A 17,890-nucleotide genomic window follows, 5' to 3' on the forward strand; every position below is an offset into this window, starting at 1 on the left:
GTGCACGCCACGGTACCCGCGGCGACATGATCAATTCTGGCAGCAGCCGCTCACCGCGCGACTTCGACCTCGATCCCGAGCACCTCGTTGATCTCTTCCCTGCTCACCGCACCCTCGCGCAGGATCAGCGCGTCGGCCCCGGTGAGGTCCACGATGGTCGAGGCGACGTTCTCCCCGCTCAACCCGCCGTCGAGGTAGACAGGCACCGAGTCCCCGAGCTGGTCCCGAGCCTCCTGCGCACTGGAAGCAGGCGCAAAACCGGACTTGTTGGCGCTGGAAACGGCCATCGGCCCGACATCGCGGAGCAGTTCGAGAGCCACCGGATGCAACGGCATCCGCAACATCACCGTGCCCCTTGTCTGCCCCAGATCCCACGCCAAACTGGGCGCGTGCGGCAACACGATGCTCAACCCGCCAGGCCAAAACGCCTCGATGAGCGCCCTCGCCTGCCGCGGCACGCTGAGCACCAGCCCGTCGATCGTGGTCCAGGACCCGACCAACACGGGCACGGGCATGTCGGGCCCACGCCCCTTGGCCTCGAGAAGACTCCGAACAGCCTCAGCGTCGAACGCGTCGCAGCCGATGCCGTAAACGGTGTCGGTGGGCAGGACGACAAGGCGCCCGCTCCGCACCGCACCGGCCGCGGCGGCAAGACCCGCCGCGCGATTGCTCGGCTCGCTGCAGTCGTAGACCGTGCTCACCTCGCCGAGCCTAGCCAGCCACCCCGGCAGGGTGATGTGAGACCCGCCTTAGTCACTCTGCGTCCACCCATCCGCTGACCCGATCGGTTTTGCCCGTGGGGCAACCCTTCCCGTCCGTGTTCGGCGCTGGCTTTCTCGACGCGCGCTTTGCCCCACCGTCCGAGTTAATAGTTCGGGCGCCTTGACCGGATTCCATACGACATTCATTCACCAAAGCGGGCGAACCCGCCACACCGAATGGCCACAGTTCACTACATCCAGATCGACTGGGTACTCGACTTCCAGCTTGGCGACGTGAACGTCGCCCTGCAAAGCGACCACGGAGGGGCCTCGTACGTCCAGCCTCCCGTGGAAGGGCTACGCGTCGAACTGCTGCCGGCGGCGAAGCACATCGCCGAGCAGGGCGTGAAGAAGGAGGCGACGCATGGTGCCGGACCAGCCCAGCACCATGCGTCGTCCGATCGGCTTTGCCGGTGGGGCAACACCTTTCCTTGCAGACGTGCTGCCGGCTTCCTTGAACTCATGCTCTGCCCACATCCCGTGACCGCCGTGTTCGGCACGTTCGAGCCACCCGATCGGTTGGACGCCATCTGCCGGTTGTGCCTCAACGCGTGGTCCACCGACACCATGCCGATGGAGCTGTTGGAACGGCTGGTCGTGCACATCAGTGCCGGGAACTTCCGCCGTGTGGGCTGAGCCTTCGACCACAGGAGGCCTCATGCCGGAAGAAGACCTCATCAAACTCGGTGAGGAGATCATCGAACTATCGACGGCCTGGCCAGGTACCGGCCTGGAGAAGGTCGGCGAGTTCGCCCGTGACCTCGGCAACGCCCTTCCGGGGTCCGATGAGGACAGCTGATGCGGTGGTCCATGTTTCTCACATCCCATGCTTTGGCCGTATGCACAGAGGGGCTGTTCCTGTTGGTGTCGAACTGACCCGATCGGGTTTGCCGGTGCGGCAATCCACCTTTTGTGTCGGTACGACCCGGCACCATCCGGGGGCATGAACCTCACCGTGCGCGCCGAGGAACTGGGAGACGAGCTGCGCCGCCTCCGTGAGGCCGCAGGCTTCTCGCTGGAACGCGCCGGCGAACTCATCGACGCCTCCGCCACCAAGATGAGCCGCATCGAGAACGGCCTCCGCGAGGGCTCCACAGAGGACGTCGCCGCCCTGCTCGCCATCTACGGCTGCGTCGGTCCACGCCGAACCGAGCTGTTGAAGCTCGTGAAAGAGGTGGACCGGCGCGGCTGGTGGCAACGCAAGCCGACGTTCAACGAACGCGTCGGCACCCTCGTCAACCTGGAGAAGAAGGCCGAGCTCATAGTCAACTTCGAGTGCACGAACGTCCCCGGCCTCCTCCAACTCCCGGAGTACACCGACGCGCTGCTGCGCGAGTGCGAGTTGGTACCTACCGACGAAGTCGAGCATCGGGTGAGGGCCCGTGCACTTCGCCACTCGATCCTGCTGGGCCCGAAACCAACTCGCCTTCTCGTCCTCATCGACGAACAAGTGCTGACCCGGATGATTGGCAGTCCTGCTGTGATGCAACGCCAGCTCAACCATCTGGCCGAGGCGGCGGCACGCGCGAACATCTCGTTGCAAGTGCTCCCCAACTCCGGCGCGCACGCTGGCGTCAACGGTGCGTTCATGCTGCTCAAGAGGGCGAATGGACACAAGATCGTCTATCTAGAGAACCTCACGTCCAGCCTGATCCTCGAAGAGTCTGAGGAGATCAACGCCTACGAAAAAGCCATTCGGCTTCTGGTCCGACGCGCGTTGCCTGCGGAAGAATCACTACAGGTGATCACCGAGCTGGCGCGTCGATGGGAACAGGGTGAACTGGCGTAAGAGCAGCTACAGCGGCAGCGAGCCGAATTGCGTCGAGGTGGCCTTGACCACCACCCACGCAGGTGTACGAGACTCCAAGCATCCCTCTGGACCTGCGCTTTCGTTCTCACTTAGCGCCTTCAAAGCGTTCCTGACCAGGGCCAAGTTTTAGCCCAAACAGGGCTAAGTAGTTCAACGCATCCTCCGAACGGGCGCACCACGGTAAGGTCATGAGCCGACCACAGAGCGCAATCGGGGAGGGTCGAGCTTCTGTGTCAGAGGAACTCCAGACAAGCGGCAAGGTCGGGGCGCTGTCGGGCGGCTCGTGGAGTGGCATCTTCGGGGGCGGTCTCGGCGCCATCGTCAGCGCGGCCAAGGCTGTCTCGGTCGCAGTAGAGACCCAGCAGCTGTCCGTCGATCCGCACCTGGTCGACGCCATGATCAAAAAGCTGAACGAGATGAAGGAGACGCTCTCCACCATCACGGCGAGGTCAAAGGACCTCAGCATGGATCCCCAGCTCGGTGACGGGTACGCCCAGCAGGTGAGCCAGGCCAACATGAAATTTGGTCGAGACGCCGCCCAGCAGATCACCGAAATCGGCAAGGCGATCGACTCACTGAAGGCCCAGATCGAGAAGAGCCGCGCCTCCTACCACAACGTCGACCAGGCCGGCGCTGACTCGATGAAGAAACTCAATGGGAAGTCATGAAGCGCATCCTCATCGCCACCTTGATCGGGTTCTCCGTACTCGCGGCCGGCTGCAACGGCACGACGGGCAACCCCACCCCTACCCCCACCACAGGCGGTACCACGCCGACGAGCAACGCCGACTCCACGTCTGGCCTGAAGTCGATCAGGCCATGCGACCTGCTGACCGACACCGAAGCGACCAGCCTTGGATACAAAACCCCAGGCGAGCCAGCCAAGGTCGCGGCCTCGGACGGATGTGAGTGGCACGTACCGAACAACGGACTCCTGCGTGCAGGTATCCGCACCAACGCGGGCATCAAGGATCTGACCCTGGACGGCGACAAGATCACCGATATCAAGGTCGGGAAGTTCGCCGCGAAGAAGGAGGAAGCAGGCAACGGATCCAAAGCCACCTGCACCATCGTGATCGGAGTGACCGAGAAGTCGTCTGTGTCGGTCATCTCAACCTTGGATGTCTCCTCCGAGGACACCGCAGCCTCCTGCGAGCGCGCGTCGAAGGCTGCTGACCTGATCGCACCGAAGCTGTCGTAACGACGCCCGAGGGGGGATTCTCATGGCGCCCATCAAGAACAACGTTCCGACGCCGAACGCGAACTACCCTAGTCAAAAGCACGAAGAGATGCAGCGCCAGGTCAACGACAAGTACAACCCAGACTCCGCCACGCAGGTGGCTGATACCTGGAAGTCGTTCGGCACCACCTTCAAGGATCTGGCGACCGACTTCCAGATCCTGATCAATGGGTCGCAGAGCGCGTGGACGGGGCGGGCAGCCGAGGGCGTTCGCACAGCGCTGAGCAAGATCGGCACGTTCGTGGACCAGACCGGCGAGGGGTTCAACCGCACCGGTACCGCCATCGAGCAGCAGCGCGAAGCTTCTGTTCAGGCGAACAAGAGCATGCCCAAGCCGGTCGACTTCAACCCGTTGAAGATCGCCGGTGACTGGTTCACGAACAAGGGCGGCTTCGTCAGCCCCATCATGATGGCGGGCGCTCCCATCGAGATGATCTCCACGTACAACAAGCAGCAGGGCGCCAAAGAAGAAGCCGTGCAGGTCATGCAGACGCGTGACAACACGATGATGTCCGCGGCGATGTCCATGCCCACCATGGAATCCACGCCGCAGGTCACGCAGGACCAGGGCGTCACGCAGACGAGCAGCACCACGAGCACGAGCAGCCTGAGCAACAACACCGGATACCGGCCCCCAGGCACCACCGGCATGCCGGGCATGCCGCCGCCCGGCACGAACAACGGCACGACGAACCCGTCGTGGGTCGCGCCGCCGACGAAGGACCCGAACCTGCCGCCCGGCCAGAACCCGAACCAGCCACCCGGCGGCGATCGGAACCGGCCGCCCGGCATCCCGAACCCCGGCCCGTTCCCGCCGGGACGGATGCCACCCGGCGGCACGCCTGGACGGACTCCCGGTGGCGGCCCCGGCGGGCGCCCTGGCTTGCCAGGCGGTGGTCGTGGCATAGCGGGCGGCGGCACCGGTGGCGGTCGTGGCATGGGTCCTGGCGGCATGGGAGGACCTGGCGTCGCGGGTCGTGGCGCGGGCAGCTTCGGGCCGTCCAACCCAGGCGGTGGCGCGGGTGTCATGGGCGCCGGTGGTCCCGGCAGCGGAGGTGCCGGGGCTGCGGGTCGTGGCGGTGCCGCGGGCGCGGCCGGTATGGGTGGCGGCGCCGGCGCGGGTGCCGGCAAGGGCGGCGAGGAGGACAAGGAACACAAGTCGAACTACCTCGTGCCCACTGACGAGTTCTTCGACGACGATCGCATGGTCGCGCCGCCGGTGATCGGCGGATGAGGCAGATCGCCCAGCTCTCCCTGCCCGCGTTCGAGGTTCTCTGGGAGGACCTGCGGGCGGGGAGCATTCCCTACCCCTTCGACGTCAGCCACCACGGCGAGACGTTGGACGAGCGCGCCCGCATCAAGGCCGCGGTACACGCAGACCTCGAACGCAGGGGGCTGGCCCGGCACGGCAGGCCGGAGCCGGACCTCGAGGACGCGCTGAACCTCTTGGCGCGCCCGGAACTTCGCGTCATCGCCCTCTGCATGCCTGACATGAACCAGGAGAAGCTGGTGCGGGCGAGCGTCGTGGCGCGCGGCGGCTACGCGGTGCTGGTGACCCAGGACGACGCAGGCATCACGCTGAACCTGGTGCAGCCCAACGAAATCGCCACCAGCCTGGCGAATGCCATGCCACCGGGACGCCCCGGCCCCGGCAAGCTCGTGACGGTGCCGGGCGAGGCGTTCGAGCAACAGCAACCCCAGCAAGGCTTCCGCCAGTCGGTGCGCACGACGGAGAACGAGGACGTCCGCATCGCCAAGCAGATGCTGACCGGCCCGGCCATCGGCAACGGCCACTTCCTCGTTCAGCTGCAACAGGGTCGCTCCAAAAAGGACTTCCCGCCGGTCACCTGGATCGACACGAGCCAGGGCCGCTACGCCAACGTCCAGATCCGCAGCGGCTGGTTCACGATCAGTCCCGCGGACAACATGGGCCTGGCCCGCCACCTGGGACAGGTGCTCGCCATGACGAGCGAGCGATGAACCCCGAACAGATGATCGCGGACCTGGAGTCCAAAGCGCAGCAGCTCCAGCAACGCTCGCAGCAGATGCAGGAGCAGATCCAACACGCCAGCAGCACCGTCACCTCCCCCAACGAGGCGGTGACGGTCCGTGTGGCACCCAACGGCGCGCTGCAGCACATCGAGTTCTCACCCACCGCCATGCGCCTGACCCACGTCCAACTCAGCCAGCTCGTGATGCAAACCGTGCAGAAGGCCCAGGTCCAGGCGGCCGAGCAGGTGGCGTCCATTGTGGAGCCCGAGTTCGGCGGCACCGAGGCGATGGACTTCCTCCGCAGCTTCATCCCGCAGCAGGAGGAAGAGGAACCGCCGGCACCCCAGGAAGACGGCCAGGTCATGCGCGAGGTCTCGTGGAACGGCCCGGCGCAGAAGCCCGCGCCACCGCGTCCGCGCCCCACACAGGGCGACGACGAAGACGGCTTCGGGAGCGTACTCCGATGACCGGCCCCGGCTTCCGCGTCGATGCGAGCGAGCTCCACAAGTTCGCCAGCGGTCAGCGGTCCAGACAGGACGCACTGGAGGCCGCAGCCGACAAGTCCGCGGCGGTTGACCTCGGCGGTGACACGTTCGGCCAGCTGCTGTCGTTCTTCGCCGCAGGCGCACAGCAGTTCGCGACCGAGGCGACCGCCGCCATCAGGGAATTGGCGGCCGCAGCTGGCAACGCGTCCGAAGACACCATCGCTACCGCCAGGACGTACGAGTCGCACGAGGATGCCAACCGCGACAGGTTCGGAGGCCCCCGATGATCTGGACTGGTGTCAACGAGGACCCGACGCATACCGACAACTACGCGGGTGCCGGTCCGGTCGAGTCGTTGGCCCAGACCATCGACTCCGCGAAGCGCCTCGGAGAAGGCGATTTCGCCGAGTTCGGCATGAACGCGGCAGCGCTTGGCCTCGACGTGCTGGGCGCGATCATGGACCCGCTGGGTGCTCTGGCGACAGCGGGTATCGGCTGGTTGATTGAACACGTCAGCTTCCTCCGCGAGCCACTCGACTGGCTGGCAGGCAACGGCGACAAGATCAAGGCTGCGGTGGCGACCTGGAACCGGGTGGCGACCGATCTCCACGGCATCGGCGAACGGCAGGACAAGGCGGTCAAGAGCGAGCTGCCGTGCTGGGAACAGGGCACCGCTGCCGAGAAGTTCCGGCAGAGCCAGGGCGAGCTGGCCCTGGAGATCGAGGCAGTGTCGAAGTCGAGCTTCTTCGTTGCCTCGGAGATCGCCAAGGCGGGCACGATCACGGCAGCGGTACGCGGCATGATCCGCGACCTCATCGCCCTGTTCATCTGGGAAGTGATCCGCAACGCCGCCATCGCACTCGCGTCCTCGGTGGTGTCGCTGGGCAGCTCGATCGCGGCCTTCTCGGCGTGGGCGGTCGGGCGCGGTGCCGTGGTACTCGGCAAGATCACCCAGCAGATGGCGAAGCTGGTCAAGCTCGTCACGCGGATCATGGGCCGCCTCAAGGGCCTGTTCGGTCAGCTCGGCGACGTGCTCAAGCGCCTCGGCAGGTTCGGCAAGGGCGGAGGTGGCAGCGTGCCGCACGCTCCGCGCACGCCATCGACCCGCGGAGACGGCCTGGCGGACGCGGGCAAGCGCCTGGAGGACTGGGGCAACACCCGTCCGAGCCTCAGCGACGTCGGCGACAAGATCAAGCAGACGGGCCGGGAGTTCAAAGAGGGCTACGGAGACGCGGGCAACGTCTGGAAGAACAAGTACGAGGAGAAGATGCCACAGCCGCGTCAGTCGATCCAGGACGCAGTCGGCGCCTACACGCCCTACAAGCCGCACACACGTCCAGACGGCACAGTGACGCCGCACTCGGTGCCGAGCATCACGGATGGTGGCTGGGTCACCAAGGCCACAGCTGACCATCTCCGTGAATGGTCGAAGTACGACGAACTGAACAACGAGGGCATCACGACGGTCGAGAAGCCGAAGTTCCCGCGATGGCAGGGGTCGCTGAACGAATGATCGAAGTCAGACCTCCTTCACAGCCGAAGAAACTCCTCCTCGCGGGCGTGAGCATGGTTTTGTTCATGGCCGCCGTGTTCATGAGCCACGCCGGCGGACCCTGGTTGATCCTGTTGGTCGCCGTCAGCGTCGCCACCTTCATCGTCTATCTCGGGGCGCTGGCCGGCTACCGTCCAAAGGGTGAGAAGTGGGCGATCGTGCCGACGATGCTGATCTTGTTCGCGAGCTTCGTCCTCACCTACATAGGTAGCCATTCGCTGTGGCTCACGGCATTTGGCGAGACGGTGCACTGCAAGGTCATCGACATCGAGACTCACAAGAGCGGGAAAGGCTCCACTCTCAGCAACAACCTCGACTGCAACGGCCGGAAGTCGGACCACGTCCCCTCGTGGTCCAACTACGTCCAGAAGCCCGGCACCGAGATGGACATCGTCGTCGACAAGAAGGGCTTTGTCGGCAGCCTCGAGCCAGACGAGGTCACACCAGGGCACAACCTGCTTCTCCTCGGTGTCGTGCTGCTGAACGCCGCGCTCATGCTGCTTGTCGCAAGGCTCCCTGTCCGGCAAAAGGTGACTGAGAGCTGATAACACGCGGTCACGCGCGAGGCGGCGGTTCCTCGAGCGCGTGACCGCGTGCCCTCCCCGTGCGCCAACATAGGGCCGTTTGGCCCCAAGGTGACCGAACGTCGTGTTATTGGCCAGGATTTGGCAACTCCTCCCACCCTTCGACGACGCACAGGCCGCTGCGCAGCGCGATGAGCCCCTCGCGGAACACCGCCATCACCCGGCGCATGGGCACCTCCGCCGCCTCGCTGCGGCGTGTGCTCTCCAGCAGCGCTTCGACGCCGCCCATGAGGTCGCCCAACCCTGGCACCGCGGCGGTCTCGCCGGCCGCGCGCAGGGCCCGGTCCACCTCGAACGCTCGCCTTTCGAACTGACGCCCTGCGTCCCGCAACCGAGCCGCGTCAGGAGCCAGCAGCGGCGCCTCGCCACCAAGCAGAGACTGGTACGCCCGCACCACCGCGGACACAGCGGTGGTCATGTCGGCGACATCGCCGGTGAACCGTTCGAGTTCGGCCGCGACGTCCACCTCACGGGCGGCAGGAGCCTCGACCAGGCGGCGCTCTGCTTCCTCGACGCGGTCCACCAGTTCGCCGGCGAGGCCGAGCATCGTTCGTCGCCAGGCCGGTGAGGAGGGGCCTTCGAGCCACGCTTCGCGGACACTGCGGTGCTGGCGCTCCACGATGATCTGCACGGCGAGGTCGGGGTTCTCCTCCGTCAGGTGGCCGTCGCCGAGCAGCACCACCGGCAGCAGCAGGCCGCGCACGCCTTCGACGAAGGCCTGGTTGTAGAAGACGAAGAGTTCCTCTCGGCAGTACGGGCGGTCGAAGTAGCGGCGGGTCAGGACGGGCAGGAGCACGGTGGCGCTGCGCACGGCGGCCCTGATGGCCGGCTGGGCACCCTCGCCCCAGCCGATCGAGGTGCGGTCCAGGAAGATCTCCAGGTCTCGGCCGCGGTCGGAGTAGGCGTACTGGCGCAGCGACTGCGTGAAGGGGGCCACGAAGTCCATGACGACATCGTCCTGGCGGGCGTAGCTCAGGAAGCAGCGGATCGGCGGGGCGTCCAGGGATGTCATCGGCCCACCCGCGCCAGGAGCGGGGACACTTCGTCGGCCAGCAGGACCCAGCGCTGTTTGCGTTGGCGGACAACGAGTGCGTAGAGCAAACCGGCTCCAGCCACGGCACCGGCCACCACGAGCGCGATCGAGCCGATGGCGCCGCCAACGAGCACCATCAGTGCACAAAGGACGATCAACAGGATCAGTGCGGGCATGCCACGCGTGTGCCAGATCCACTCGCGGGCAGCGTCCACTTCGCGGCGCAGGTCCTCGGCGAACGTGGCGAGCTCGGCCGGCGGGTCGAGCTCGAGCATTCTGGTGACGATCCGGTCGCAGCCGTCGACCTGGGCGCGTTCGACCATCACCAGCCTGCCGTCGTGGGTCACGCTTCGCAGGGAGAGCGATCGCAGAGCCAGCGCCACCGCCAGGTACTCCGCGGCGTCCGGCACGGCGGCCATCTCCTCGATGCGCTCGTCGGTCACGCCATCGGCGGAAATGATGGCGAGCAGTTCGTGGGCCTTCGAGCGGGGGTCGCCGGAGCTGAGCAAGCGCTCGATTTGCCCCGCGAGCGCTTCGTGGCACTCATTTGGCGCATTGACATTCACTCGAATCACCCGACTTCTCCCAAGAATCGGCCACGAGCGGTTATTCTGCCAGAACGCGGAGGATGCCCACATGGAAAAACTCAGCTCGCGTTCGCTCGCACTGGCTCTCGCAACGGGATACCTCGTTGTTTCGGTACTGATCGGTGCCGCGATGGTGGCCGCACAGAAAGAGGAGCCGCGAGCGCTGAACGACCCGACATACGACTACACCACCACGACCAAGAGGACGACGGCGACCACCACCACCCAACCTGTCAGAAGAACGACCACGACCACCACCCGCGCTATCGACTACCAGCGCGTGTCCGGCGCATATGAGCTGGTCACGGCCATACCCGAAGGCTGGAGCACGCGAACCGGCGATGTGTCGACGGTGCAGGTCGCCCGCAGCGCGGCCATGCCGGGCTTCGAGATGCGCTTCGGTGGCGCGCCTCCGGACGACCCGTCGAAATCCATGCTGGGTCGCATCACCGCCGCTCACCAGGCCAAGCTCGGCAAGAACTCGTACGAGGTGGAGGAACTGACCGACACGAAGTTCCACGGTTACCCGAGCGTGGTGTGGAGCTACACGACGACTCCGAACGGCACACGTCAGTACTGCACGGGAGTCTGGTGGGAAGCGGGCGGCATCGAATATGTCTTATTCGTTGTCTCACCTCCGTCCGAGCGAACGCAGGCGGAAAGTCTGCTCAATTTGATGACAACTCACGCGAAACCATGACAGAAAGTGGACAGGACAATGTCATCTCCCGCGACGACTCCGGGAGTCGATTCTCCGAGGTTGCGCGACGACACGACCCGCTTCCTCTGTGGAGCCGCGCACCGCGACGAGCACTTCGCGGACGCGGCCATTCGCGAGTACCTCGTGGAGAAGACCCGGTCGATTCCGCGGTCGCCCGGCGTCAACACGGGCGCGGTGCTGCGCGAGGCCGTGGCCGGGCGCATGCGGCGCAAGATGCGCGACGGCGTACTGCTGGTGCTGTCGCTCGTGCTGCTGCTCACCGCGAGCGCGACCTTTCTCGGCCCCTGGCTGCTGGTCGCGGTGCCGCTGGCGTTCGCGGGCGCCGGGTTCCGCTTCCGGCCAGTGGTGCGGCAGCTCGCGGCGCCCACGGGGCGCGGGCCGCTCATCGTCGGAGCCATCGGCGGCGCCATCGCGCTGGGCATCGTGATGGCCAAGCTCGGATCGGAGTTCGAACGCGCCAGGTACAGCAGCAGCGACGACGCCGAGACGGTGGTCGCGTTCATCACCATCGCGCTGATCTTCGGCGTGTTGCTGGCCGACCGGATCGTCGTGTGGCTGCTGGTCACGAAGAGCTTCCGCCGCAACAGGTTCCGCACCACCCCCGGCGAGGACCTGTGGCAGAACGAGTGGAAGTTCCGGCAGCTCGGACACCCGACCTACGCCGACGCGCTGGCGCTGTACCCGGTCGAGGAGGCCGAGCAACCGGACTCGGATGAGGCACGGGTGATCGTGTACCGGGGCTACCGCCCGTTCGTCGGCGCGGGGACGATGTTCGAACCCTGGTCGATGGCCTTCCCGCTGAAGCCGGTGGACGATGACACCAAGCCCGCGACGATGCCGGGGTTCACCCTGCCCGAGATCTACCGGCACGTCACGACCGACCTGCTGAAGACCGGCCGGTCGCCGTCGCTCTCGCCCAGTCACCGGCTCCGTGAGCTCACCACCACCGACCGCGTCGTCGTTTCCGCGGTCGAGCTGATCGACCATCTCGGCGACGAAGACACCGCGATCGTGTTGCCGGACAAGGACAAGGCGCCGGTACGGATCGTCGAATCGTCCGTTGTGGACGATCTGGTGAACCGGCCACGGGAGTGGATGCGCTACTTCCGCGCCTTCCAGGTGGAGACCTGGGACCGCGATGTCGTGGTGACCGCGCACCTCACGTTCGGGCTCGACGACGAGATGCTCTACGTCGAGTGGACCCCCGGCGTGCTGCACCCGATCGAGGCGAAGCACCGCGAGATCGACAAGTGGCCGGCCCAGTCACTGCGACCACTCGGCGAAGCACTGGCGGATCTGCTGAAGTTCCCGGCGACCCTGCCGAAGCGCTTCTCCAACGCCGTCATGTGGATGGCACCGATCGACCAGCCCGCGGGTACGTACATGCCCGACAAGTACGGCGCACGGATCAGCCTGCGGGAGCTCGCCGCGGAGGAGGAGGTCGACAACTACTTCCAGCTCACCGACGTCGAGCGGTACATCAAGGTGCTCGAGTCACGGCTGCTCCGCGCGATCGGTGAGTTCCTGGAGAGCAAGGGCATCTCGGTCACCGAGTTCATGGAACAGGCCATGCAGGTGACGAACAACAACGTGCACATCACCGGCCCGGTCATCGCCAGCAACATCGCGACGGTCGGCAAGGCGCGGACAGGCGACGTCAAGGTCAGCAAGGGCAAGTCATGAGCGACAAGAACTTCGAGATCCAGGGACCGGTGATCGGCAGCAACGTCGGCACCAGCGGAAAAGCACGCGCCGGTGACGTCCACATCGGACACATCAAGGACGTCTCCGCCGTGCTTCGGCTGCTCGACGAGCTGCGCGAGGACCTCAACGAGGCCAAGGCGCCCACGTCGACCATCGAGGCCGTCGACGACCTGCGGATCGAGGCGCGCAAACCCAGGCCCAGCAAGGACGTCACGGCACACCTGATGGACAAACTGGCCGACCGCGGCCTCGGCGAGCAGATGAAGGAGCTGGCGAAGGCCTTCGACGCGTTGTTCTGACGCCCGCGGCAACGGTGCCAGGCGGTCGAGGTGGCCACGTTTTCGTGCGACCGCCTCGATCGTCCGCACCAGCTCCGCCTCACGTCCAGCCGCCACCGCGGCACGTACCAGCCCGAACAGCTCGGTCGAGAAAGCACCGAACCGGTATCAGCCGACCTTGCGTGCCGTCGCGAAACGGGGCCGCCCGGCCAGATCGGTGTGGTCCGCCACGTCCGTGAGCACGCGGCGCGCCGACAGCAGTGCGGGCACGGACTCCCCCTGCGTGTCGTCGTGCTCGATGCCGACGGCACCGCCCGGCTTGAGCCAGCGCGCCGCGGCGGAGATGACGTGCCGGATCACGTCCAGGCCGTCGGCGCCGGAGAACACCGCGTGGTGCGGATCGTGCACGCCGACTTCGGGCTGCACCTCGGTTCCCTCTGGCACGTAAGGCGGATTGCACACCACGAGGTCCACCTGACCGTCCAGATCGGACAGCAGCATCGGGTTCGTGGCATCGCCCGAGTGCAGGTGGATCGGTGTGTCTCCGGCCGCCGTTCGCGCGTCGGCGTTGCGGCGGGTCCACGCGAGCGCCTGCGGGTCGATCTCCACCGCGTGCACGACCGCGTCCGGGCGCGCGGCGGCGATCGACAGGGCCAGCGCGCCTGTTCCGGTGCACAGATCCACTACCACGGGTGAGGAAACGCCCACGAGGGCCTTCAGGCCCCACTCCATCAGCAGCTCGGTTTCCGGGCGCGGCACGAACACGCCAGGGCCGACCTCGACCGTGATGGCGCCCATGGGTGCCCAGCCGAGGATGTGCTGCAACGGAATTCGCGAGGCCCGGACCCGAACCAGCTTGTACAGCTGGTCGACCACCGGCGGATCGACCAGCGGGATGAGCGGCAGCCGGCTCCGTTCCACGCCGAGCACGTGCGCGGCCAGGTACTCCGCGTCGACGCGCGGACTGTCCACGCCCGCCTCGGCGAGGATCTTGGCCGCCTCGGAGATGGCGAGGCGGAGCGGCTGCCGGTTCATCATCAGCAAGAAGTTATCTCAGAAGTTGATCATGTGCCCGGCCAGGCCGTGCACCGCTTCCTTGACGGCCTCGGACAGCGTCGGGTGCGCGTGGACGTTGCGCGCGACCTCGTGCACCGTGAGGTCCCACTGCTGCGCCAGCGTGAGCTCGGGCAGCAGCTCGGTGGCCTCCGGGCCGATGATGTGGCCGCCGAGCAGCTCACCGTGCGTCTTGTCGCTGATCAGCTTCACGAAGCCGCCGGGCTCGGCGAGGCCGTGCGCCTTGCCGTTGGCGGTGAACGGGAACTTCGCGACCTGGACGTCGAAGCCCTTCTCGCGGGCCTGCGCCTCGGTGTAGCCGAACGACGCGATCTGCGGCTGGCAGAACGTCGCCCGCGGGATCATCACGTAGTCGAGCTCCATCGTCTCGGCACCCGCGATGGTCTCCGCGGCGATGATGCCCATGGACTCGGCGGTGTGCGCGAGCATCAGCTTCGCGGTGACGTCACCGATGGCGAAGATGTGCGGCACGGACGTGCGGCCGCGGCCGTCGATGTCGATCGCGCCGCGGTCGGTCAGCTTCACGCCGGTGTTCTCCAGGCCGTAGCCCTCGACGCGCGGCACGAAACCGATGGCCTGCATGACCTTGTCGGCTTCCAGGACTTCCTGGGTGCCGTTCTTCGTCACGGTGACGCGGACCTTGGGGCCGGACTCGTCGATCGACTCGACACGGGTACCGACGCGGACGTCGACGCCGAGCTTCTTGTAGCGCTTGAGAAGCTCGGCGGAGACCTCTTCGTCCTCGAGCGGCACCATCCGGTCGAGGAACTCGACGATGGTGACCTTCACGCCGTAGTTGTGCATGACGTAGGCGAACTCGACGCCGATCGCGCCCGCACCGGCGATGATGATCGACTCGGGCAGGTCCTCGGTCATGATCTGCTCTTCGTAGGTCACGACGCGGTCGGACTTCTGCGTGTTCGGCAGCATCCTGGTCGTCGCGCCCACCGCGATGATCGCGTGGCCGAACGTGATCGTCTCGCCGTTCACGGTCAGCGTGTGGTCGTCGGTGAAGTTGGCCCACCCGTTGTACTCGGTGATGCCGTTCTTCTTCATGAGGAAGTGCACGCCCTTGACGCGCCCGTCCGCGACCTTGCGGCTGCGCTGCCAGGCAGCGCTGTAGTCGAAGCTGACGGTGCCGTCGACCTTGATGCCGAACGTCTTCTGCTCGTGCGTGAAGATGTGCGCGAGCTCGGCGTTGCGCAGGAGAGCCTTCGACGGGATGCAGCCCACGTTCAGGCAGACGCCGCCCCAGTACTTCTCCTCGACAACGGCGGTCTTCAGCCCGAGCTGAGCCGCCCGGATCGCGGCGACGTACCCGCCGGGACCCGCACCCACGACGACGACATCAAAGTGTGCGCTCATAAGCACACACCCTAGGTCCCGAGCTGCTCCTGCAAGAACTCAACCGTCCGTTTCCAGGCGTTCGCCTGGGCATGCGCTGTGGCGTGCGGAACACCACCACCCGAGAAGGTGACACCGGGCCCCGGATAGGTCACGTCGGTCGCCGGACGGTACGGCGGCCCTGCGATCAGGTGTCCTGCCTCGGGATACACGACGTGCTCGTACGGGAACGGGTGCTCGTGATCCTTCAGCCGGCGCATCGCGACCTCGCTCAGCTCGGTCGACGGCCACCCGTCGTCGTGCCCGGACGAGATGAGCAACACACCACCGACGATGTTCTCCACGCGGATCTCGGTGTCCTCGGGGATGCCGTCGGAAGTGTCGAACGCGAGCCGCAACGGCACCGGTTCGTCGTTGACGATCTTCGACCGCAGCTCGCCGCTGACGTAGTACGGCAGGTACGGCAGCGGCTGGCCCTTGTACGTCCAGGACGCCGCCTCGTAGGAGAGTTTCTGCAGCAGGTTGGCGCCCGGTCCGATGCCCTGGGTCACGACGCCGCTGCCCACCACGCTCACCACGGCCCTGACCTGCGGGTACATCGAACCCACGAGCAACGCGAGCTCACCGCCGCGCGACCCGCCGACGATGCCGATCTCGCCGCACCGTTCGGCGAGGTGGTCGATCGCGGTGCCGAAGTACTCGAGCGGGATGTCGACGAGGTGCTCGGGCAGGCCCTTCATCCCGAAGTAGCCGAGCGCGAACGTGACGAACCCGTGCGCGGCCAGGAGCGCCGCGTCCGTCTCGTGAATGCCGCCCTCCGAGCCGCTGAGCACGATCACGCCCGGCAGCTCGCCTCCGTCGGCCTCAGGGGCGAAGAGAGTGCCCACCAGACCGTTCTCCCGGACCTCGAGCCGCTCGACGCCCTCGGGAACGGTCAGCCGCCGCAACGCGACCTCGCCGGCGCCCTCGACGGACAGACACATCGGACCCGGTTTGCCGCCGGTGTGTTCGAGCGACCAGAACAGGCCCATCGGATCGACACCGTGATAGGTGCCGTCGCGAGGGGCGTGCCGGGTGAGGTCCACGACGCCGCGTTCGTCAGCGATGAAGACACCGTGGGACGCACGGTCTCCTGTGGACAGTTGAACGGTGACCTCGTCGCCGGGCGGAAGGCCCACGACGATGATGTCGACCGGCTGGTCGAGGGGTGCGGTCTGCGGATTCACCAGGATCTCGGCCACAACGCGCCCCTCTCACGTCGGTTTACCCGCCTGCGAGCCGTTCTGCCCGGTCGGCGGCGGCCAGCGCGTCCACCACCGCGTCCAGGTCACCGTCGAGCACCTGGTCCAGGTTATGTGCTTTGTACCCAACCCGGTGATCGGAAATTCGTGATTCGGGGAAGTTGTAGGTCCTCACCCGTTCGCTGCGGTCGACGGTGCGGATCTGGCTACGCCGCGCGTCCGACTGCTCCTGCGCCTTCTGCTCCTCGGCGAGCACGGCGAGGCGGGACTGCAGGACCTGCATGGCGCGGGCCTTGTTCTGCAGCTGGCTGCGCTCGTTCTGGCACGAGACGACGATGCCCGTCGGCAGGTGCGTGATGCGGACCGCGGAGTCGGTGGTGTTGACCGACTGCCCGCCCTTGCCCGACGAGCGGTAGACGTCGATGCGCAGGTCGTTCTCGTTGATCTCGACCTCGGCCGTCTCCTCGGCCTCCGGGAACACGAGGACACCGGCCGCGGACGTGTGGATGCGCCCCTGCGACTCCGTGACGGGCACGCGCTGCACCCGGTGCACGCCGCCCTCCCACTTCAGCCGGCTCCAGACACCCTCCGGTGTCGGGCTCTTGGCCTTGATGGCGATCGTGACGTCCTTGAAGCCGCCCAGGTCGGAGTCGGTGCCGTCGAGCATCTCGACCTTCCAGCCCTGACGCTCGGCGTAACGCGTGTACATCCGCAGCAGGTCGCCGGCGAACAGCGCGGACTCCTCGCCGCCCTCACCGGACTTGATCTCCAGCAGCACATCGTCGCTGTCGTGCGGGTCGCGCGGCAGCAGGAGCTCGGTGAGCTTCTCCTCCAGCTTCGGGAGCTGCTCCTCGAGCTGCTTGGCCTCGTCGGCGAACGCCGAGTCCTCACTCGCCAGCTCCTTCGCGGCCTCGAGGTCGCTGCGAACCTGCTCGATCTCGCGAGCCGCCTTCACGATCGGGCCGAGCTGGGCGTACCGCTTGCCGAGCTTGCGCGCCCCGGCCTGGTCAGCGTGCACGCTGGGGTCGGCGAGCTTCTTCTCGAGCTCGTCGTACTCGGCGAGCAGGCTGTCCAGCGACTGCGACACTTCTTCGGCTCCCTCTTCGTGGGTCTCTGCAGACGGCAACGGCGCCTGACCTCGGCTCGTTTGCCGAGGTCAGGCGCCGTGAACGCAGCTACTTGTTGCGCTTGCCGTAACGCGCCTCGAAGCGCGCGACGCGGCCACCGGTGTCCAGGATCTTCTGCTTGCCCGTGTAGAACGGGTGGCAGTTCGAGCAGACCTCGACGTGCACGGAGCCGGAGGTCTTGGTGCTCCGGGTGGTGAAGGTGTTGCCGCAGCCGCAGGTGACCTCGGTGGTCACGTACTCCGGGTGGATTCCAGTCTTCAAGATCTTGTCCCTTTCAAGGATGGCCGCCGGGTCCCTGTTGCTGATGACGGGTGAACCGGAGCCGGACTCGACCGTTTAGTTTGCCAGACCCTTCAA

General features: G+C 66.4%; 23 protein-coding genes. 15 read left to right on the forward strand and 8 right to left on the reverse strand.

Annotated elements, in window-relative coordinates; genetic code table 11:
• Window positions 1–50: 50 nt before the first annotated feature.
• A complete protein-coding gene (locus tag JOD27_RS21095) occupies window positions 51–701 on the reverse strand; it encodes an L-threonylcarbamoyladenylate synthase (RefSeq protein ID WP_204763933.1) in 651 nt (216 codons plus the stop codon).
• 294 nt (window positions 702–995) lie between these two features.
• Between JOD27_RS21095 and JOD27_RS21100 the strand changes: the two genes are divergently transcribed.
• From JOD27_RS21100 to JOD27_RS21155, 12 genes are all read left to right on the forward strand, one after another.
• Complete coding sequence (locus JOD27_RS21100; protein WP_204763934.1) at window positions 996–1,397, forward strand: type 1 periplasmic-binding domain-containing protein; 402 nt, start codon at window positions 996–998, stop codon at window positions 1,395–1,397.
• 22 nt (window positions 1,398–1,419) lie between these two features.
• Window positions 1,420–1,560 carry a hypothetical protein gene (locus JOD27_RS21105; RefSeq protein ID WP_204763935.1) on the forward strand — a complete coding sequence of 47 codons (141 nt, stop codon included), beginning with the start codon at window positions 1,420–1,422 and terminating at the stop codon, window positions 1,558–1,560.
• 144 nt (window positions 1,561–1,704) lie between these two features.
• On the forward strand, window positions 1,705–2,550 hold the full coding sequence (locus JOD27_RS21110; protein ID WP_204763936.1) for a helix-turn-helix domain-containing protein: 846 nt from the start codon (window positions 1,705–1,707) through the stop codon (window positions 2,548–2,550).
• 37 nt (window positions 2,551–2,587) lie between these two features.
• On the forward strand, window positions 2,588–2,701 hold the full coding sequence (locus JOD27_RS21115) for a DUF397 domain-containing protein (protein ID WP_307830244.1): 114 nt from the start codon (window positions 2,588–2,590) through the stop codon (window positions 2,699–2,701).
• Between the two features lie 100 nt (window positions 2,702–2,801).
• Window positions 2,802–3,239 carry a type VII secretion target gene (locus JOD27_RS21120; RefSeq protein WP_204763938.1) on the forward strand — a complete coding sequence of 146 codons (438 nt, stop codon included), beginning with the start codon at window positions 2,802–2,804 and terminating at the stop codon, window positions 3,237–3,239.
• A complete protein-coding gene (locus JOD27_RS21125) occupies window positions 3,236–3,772 on the forward strand; it encodes a DUF3558 family protein (protein ID WP_204763939.1) in 537 nt (178 codons plus the stop codon). Before JOD27_RS21120 ends, JOD27_RS21125 begins: the two co-directional genes overlap by 4 nt.
• Window positions 3,773–3,860: 88 nt before the next feature.
• Window positions 3,861–5,045: a WXG100 family type VII secretion target gene (locus tag JOD27_RS21130; RefSeq protein ID WP_204763940.1), complete on the forward strand. Its 1,185-nt coding sequence runs from the start codon at window positions 3,861–3,863 to the stop codon at window positions 5,043–5,045.
• A complete protein-coding gene (locus JOD27_RS21135; RefSeq protein ID WP_204763941.1) occupies window positions 5,042–5,791 on the forward strand; it encodes an ESX secretion-associated protein EspG in 750 nt (249 codons plus the stop codon). The genes JOD27_RS21130 and JOD27_RS21135 overlap by 4 nt, the downstream gene beginning before the upstream one ends.
• Window positions 5,788–6,270 (forward strand): YbaB/EbfC family nucleoid-associated protein, encoded by a 483-nt coding sequence (locus tag JOD27_RS21140; RefSeq protein WP_204763942.1) that lies wholly within the window; start codon window positions 5,788–5,790, stop codon window positions 6,268–6,270. Before JOD27_RS21135 ends, JOD27_RS21140 begins: the two co-directional genes overlap by 4 nt.
• Window positions 6,267–6,575 carry a type VII secretion target gene (locus JOD27_RS21145; protein ID WP_204763943.1) on the forward strand — a complete coding sequence of 103 codons (309 nt, stop codon included), beginning with the start codon at window positions 6,267–6,269 and terminating at the stop codon, window positions 6,573–6,575. The genes JOD27_RS21140 and JOD27_RS21145 overlap by 4 nt, the downstream gene beginning before the upstream one ends.
• Window positions 6,572–7,801: a hypothetical protein gene (locus JOD27_RS21150; protein ID WP_204763944.1), complete on the forward strand. Its 1,230-nt coding sequence runs from the start codon at window positions 6,572–6,574 to the stop codon at window positions 7,799–7,801. Before JOD27_RS21145 ends, JOD27_RS21150 begins: the two co-directional genes overlap by 4 nt.
• A complete protein-coding gene (locus JOD27_RS21155; RefSeq protein WP_204763945.1) occupies window positions 7,798–8,385 on the forward strand; it encodes a hypothetical protein in 588 nt (195 codons plus the stop codon). The genes JOD27_RS21150 and JOD27_RS21155 overlap by 4 nt, the downstream gene beginning before the upstream one ends.
• Before the next feature lie 106 nt (window positions 8,386–8,491).
• Here the strand turns inward: JOD27_RS21155 and JOD27_RS21160 are convergent, their stop codons facing one another.
• Window positions 8,492–9,436, reverse strand: coding sequence for a toll/interleukin-1 receptor domain-containing protein (locus JOD27_RS21160; RefSeq protein ID WP_204763946.1), 945 nt, complete (start codon window positions 9,434–9,436; stop codon window positions 8,492–8,494).
• Window positions 9,433–10,095 (reverse strand): hypothetical protein, encoded by a 663-nt coding sequence (locus JOD27_RS21165; RefSeq protein ID WP_204763947.1) that lies wholly within the window; start codon window positions 10,093–10,095, stop codon window positions 9,433–9,435. Before JOD27_RS21165 ends, JOD27_RS21160 begins: the two co-directional genes overlap by 4 nt.
• Between JOD27_RS21165 and JOD27_RS21170 the strand changes: the two genes are divergently transcribed.
• The 3 genes from JOD27_RS21170 to JOD27_RS21180 are packed head-to-tail and all read left to right on the forward strand — an operon-like array spanning window position 10,094 to window position 12,768.
• Window positions 10,094–10,744 carry a hypothetical protein gene (locus JOD27_RS21170; RefSeq protein WP_204763948.1) on the forward strand — a complete coding sequence of 217 codons (651 nt, stop codon included), beginning with the start codon at window positions 10,094–10,096 and terminating at the stop codon, window positions 10,742–10,744. The two genes, JOD27_RS21165 and JOD27_RS21170, sit on opposite strands and share 2 nt — an antisense overlap.
• A 60-nt stretch (window positions 10,745–10,804) precedes the next feature.
• A complete protein-coding gene (locus tag JOD27_RS21175) occupies window positions 10,805–12,448 on the forward strand; it encodes an AbeC-like domain-containing protein (RefSeq protein ID WP_204763949.1) in 1,644 nt (547 codons plus the stop codon).
• Window positions 12,445–12,768, forward strand: a complete 324-nt coding sequence (locus tag JOD27_RS21180) for a hypothetical protein (protein ID WP_204763950.1) — start codon at window positions 12,445–12,447, stop codon at window positions 12,766–12,768. The genes JOD27_RS21175 and JOD27_RS21180 overlap by 4 nt, the downstream gene beginning before the upstream one ends.
• 147 nt (window positions 12,769–12,915) lie before the next feature.
• Here the strand turns inward: JOD27_RS21180 and prmC are convergent, their stop codons facing one another.
• From prmC to rpmE, 5 genes are all read right to left on the reverse strand, one after another.
• Entirely contained in the window at window positions 12,916–13,782 is an 867-nt protein-coding gene (gene prmC, locus JOD27_RS21185) for a peptide chain release factor N(5)-glutamine methyltransferase (protein WP_204764035.1), read from the reverse strand.
• An 18-nt stretch (window positions 13,783–13,800) separates the two neighbouring features.
• On the reverse strand, window positions 13,801–15,186 hold the full coding sequence (gene lpdA, locus JOD27_RS21190) for a dihydrolipoyl dehydrogenase (protein ID WP_204763951.1): 1,386 nt from the start codon (window positions 15,184–15,186) through the stop codon (window positions 13,801–13,803).
• An 11-nt stretch (window positions 15,187–15,197) separates the two neighbouring features.
• Window positions 15,198–16,406, reverse strand: coding sequence for an acyl-CoA thioester hydrolase/BAAT C-terminal domain-containing protein (locus JOD27_RS21195; RefSeq protein ID WP_204763952.1), 1,209 nt, complete (start codon window positions 16,404–16,406; stop codon window positions 15,198–15,200).
• 22 nt (window positions 16,407–16,428) lie between these two features.
• A complete protein-coding gene (gene prfA, locus JOD27_RS21200; RefSeq protein ID WP_204763953.1) occupies window positions 16,429–17,493 on the reverse strand; it encodes a peptide chain release factor 1 in 1,065 nt (354 codons plus the stop codon).
• An 88-nt stretch (window positions 17,494–17,581) separates the two neighbouring features.
• The gene (rpmE, locus tag JOD27_RS21205; protein ID WP_030472471.1) at window positions 17,582–17,794 is read right to left on the reverse strand and encodes a 50S ribosomal protein L31; all 213 of its coding nucleotides are present in this window, start codon (window positions 17,792–17,794) and stop codon (window positions 17,582–17,584) included.
• Window positions 17,795–17,890 lie beyond the last annotated feature (96 nt).

It is taken from the genome of Lentzea nigeriaca (assembly GCF_016907955.1).
Taxonomy (GTDB): Bacteria; Actinomycetota; Actinomycetes; order Mycobacteriales; family Pseudonocardiaceae; genus Lentzea; species Lentzea nigeriaca.

Excerpts from the sequence above, each read along its gene's own strand:
- JOD27_RS21105 (WP_204763935.1), top strand. The coding sequence starts at position 1,420 with ATGCCGGAAGAAGACCTCATCAAACTCGGTGAGGAGATCATCGAACTA.
- JOD27_RS21110 (WP_204763936.1), top strand. The coding sequence starts at position 1,705 with ATGAACCTCACCGTGCGCGCCGAGGAACTGGGAGACGAGCTGCGCCGC.
- JOD27_RS21125 (WP_204763939.1), top strand. The coding sequence starts at position 3,236 with ATGAAGCGCATCCTCATCGCCACCTTGATCGGGTTCTCCGTACTCGCG.
- JOD27_RS21130 (WP_204763940.1), top strand. The coding sequence starts at position 3,861 with ATGCAGCGCCAGGTCAACGACAAGTACAACCCAGACTCCGCCACGCAG.
- JOD27_RS21135 (WP_204763941.1), top strand. The coding sequence starts at position 5,042 with ATGAGGCAGATCGCCCAGCTCTCCCTGCCCGCGTTCGAGGTTCTCTGG.
- JOD27_RS21140 (WP_204763942.1), top strand. The coding sequence starts at position 5,788 with ATGAACCCCGAACAGATGATCGCGGACCTGGAGTCCAAAGCGCAGCAG.
- JOD27_RS21145 (WP_204763943.1), top strand. The coding sequence starts at position 6,267 with ATGACCGGCCCCGGCTTCCGCGTCGATGCGAGCGAGCTCCACAAGTTC.
- JOD27_RS21150 (WP_204763944.1), top strand. The coding sequence starts at position 6,572 with ATGATCTGGACTGGTGTCAACGAGGACCCGACGCATACCGACAACTAC.
- JOD27_RS21155 (WP_204763945.1), top strand. The coding sequence starts at position 7,798 with ATGATCGAAGTCAGACCTCCTTCACAGCCGAAGAAACTCCTCCTCGCG.
- JOD27_RS21160 (WP_204763946.1), bottom strand. The coding sequence starts at position 9,436 with ATGACATCCCTGGACGCCCCGCCGATCCGCTGCTTCCTGAGCTACGCC.
- JOD27_RS21170 (WP_204763948.1), top strand. The coding sequence starts at position 10,094 with ATGGAAAAACTCAGCTCGCGTTCGCTCGCACTGGCTCTCGCAACGGGA.
- JOD27_RS21165 (WP_204763947.1), bottom strand. The coding sequence starts at position 10,095 with ATGTGGGCATCCTCCGCGTTCTGGCAGAATAACCGCTCGTGGCCGATT.
- JOD27_RS21180 (WP_204763950.1), top strand. The coding sequence starts at position 12,445 with ATGAGCGACAAGAACTTCGAGATCCAGGGACCGGTGATCGGCAGCAAC.
- prmC (WP_204764035.1), bottom strand. The coding sequence starts at position 13,782 with ATGAACCGGCAGCCGCTCCGCCTCGCCATCTCCGAGGCGGCCAAGATC.
- lpdA (WP_204763951.1), bottom strand. The coding sequence starts at position 15,186 with ATGAGCGCACACTTTGATGTCGTCGTCGTGGGTGCGGGTCCCGGCGGG.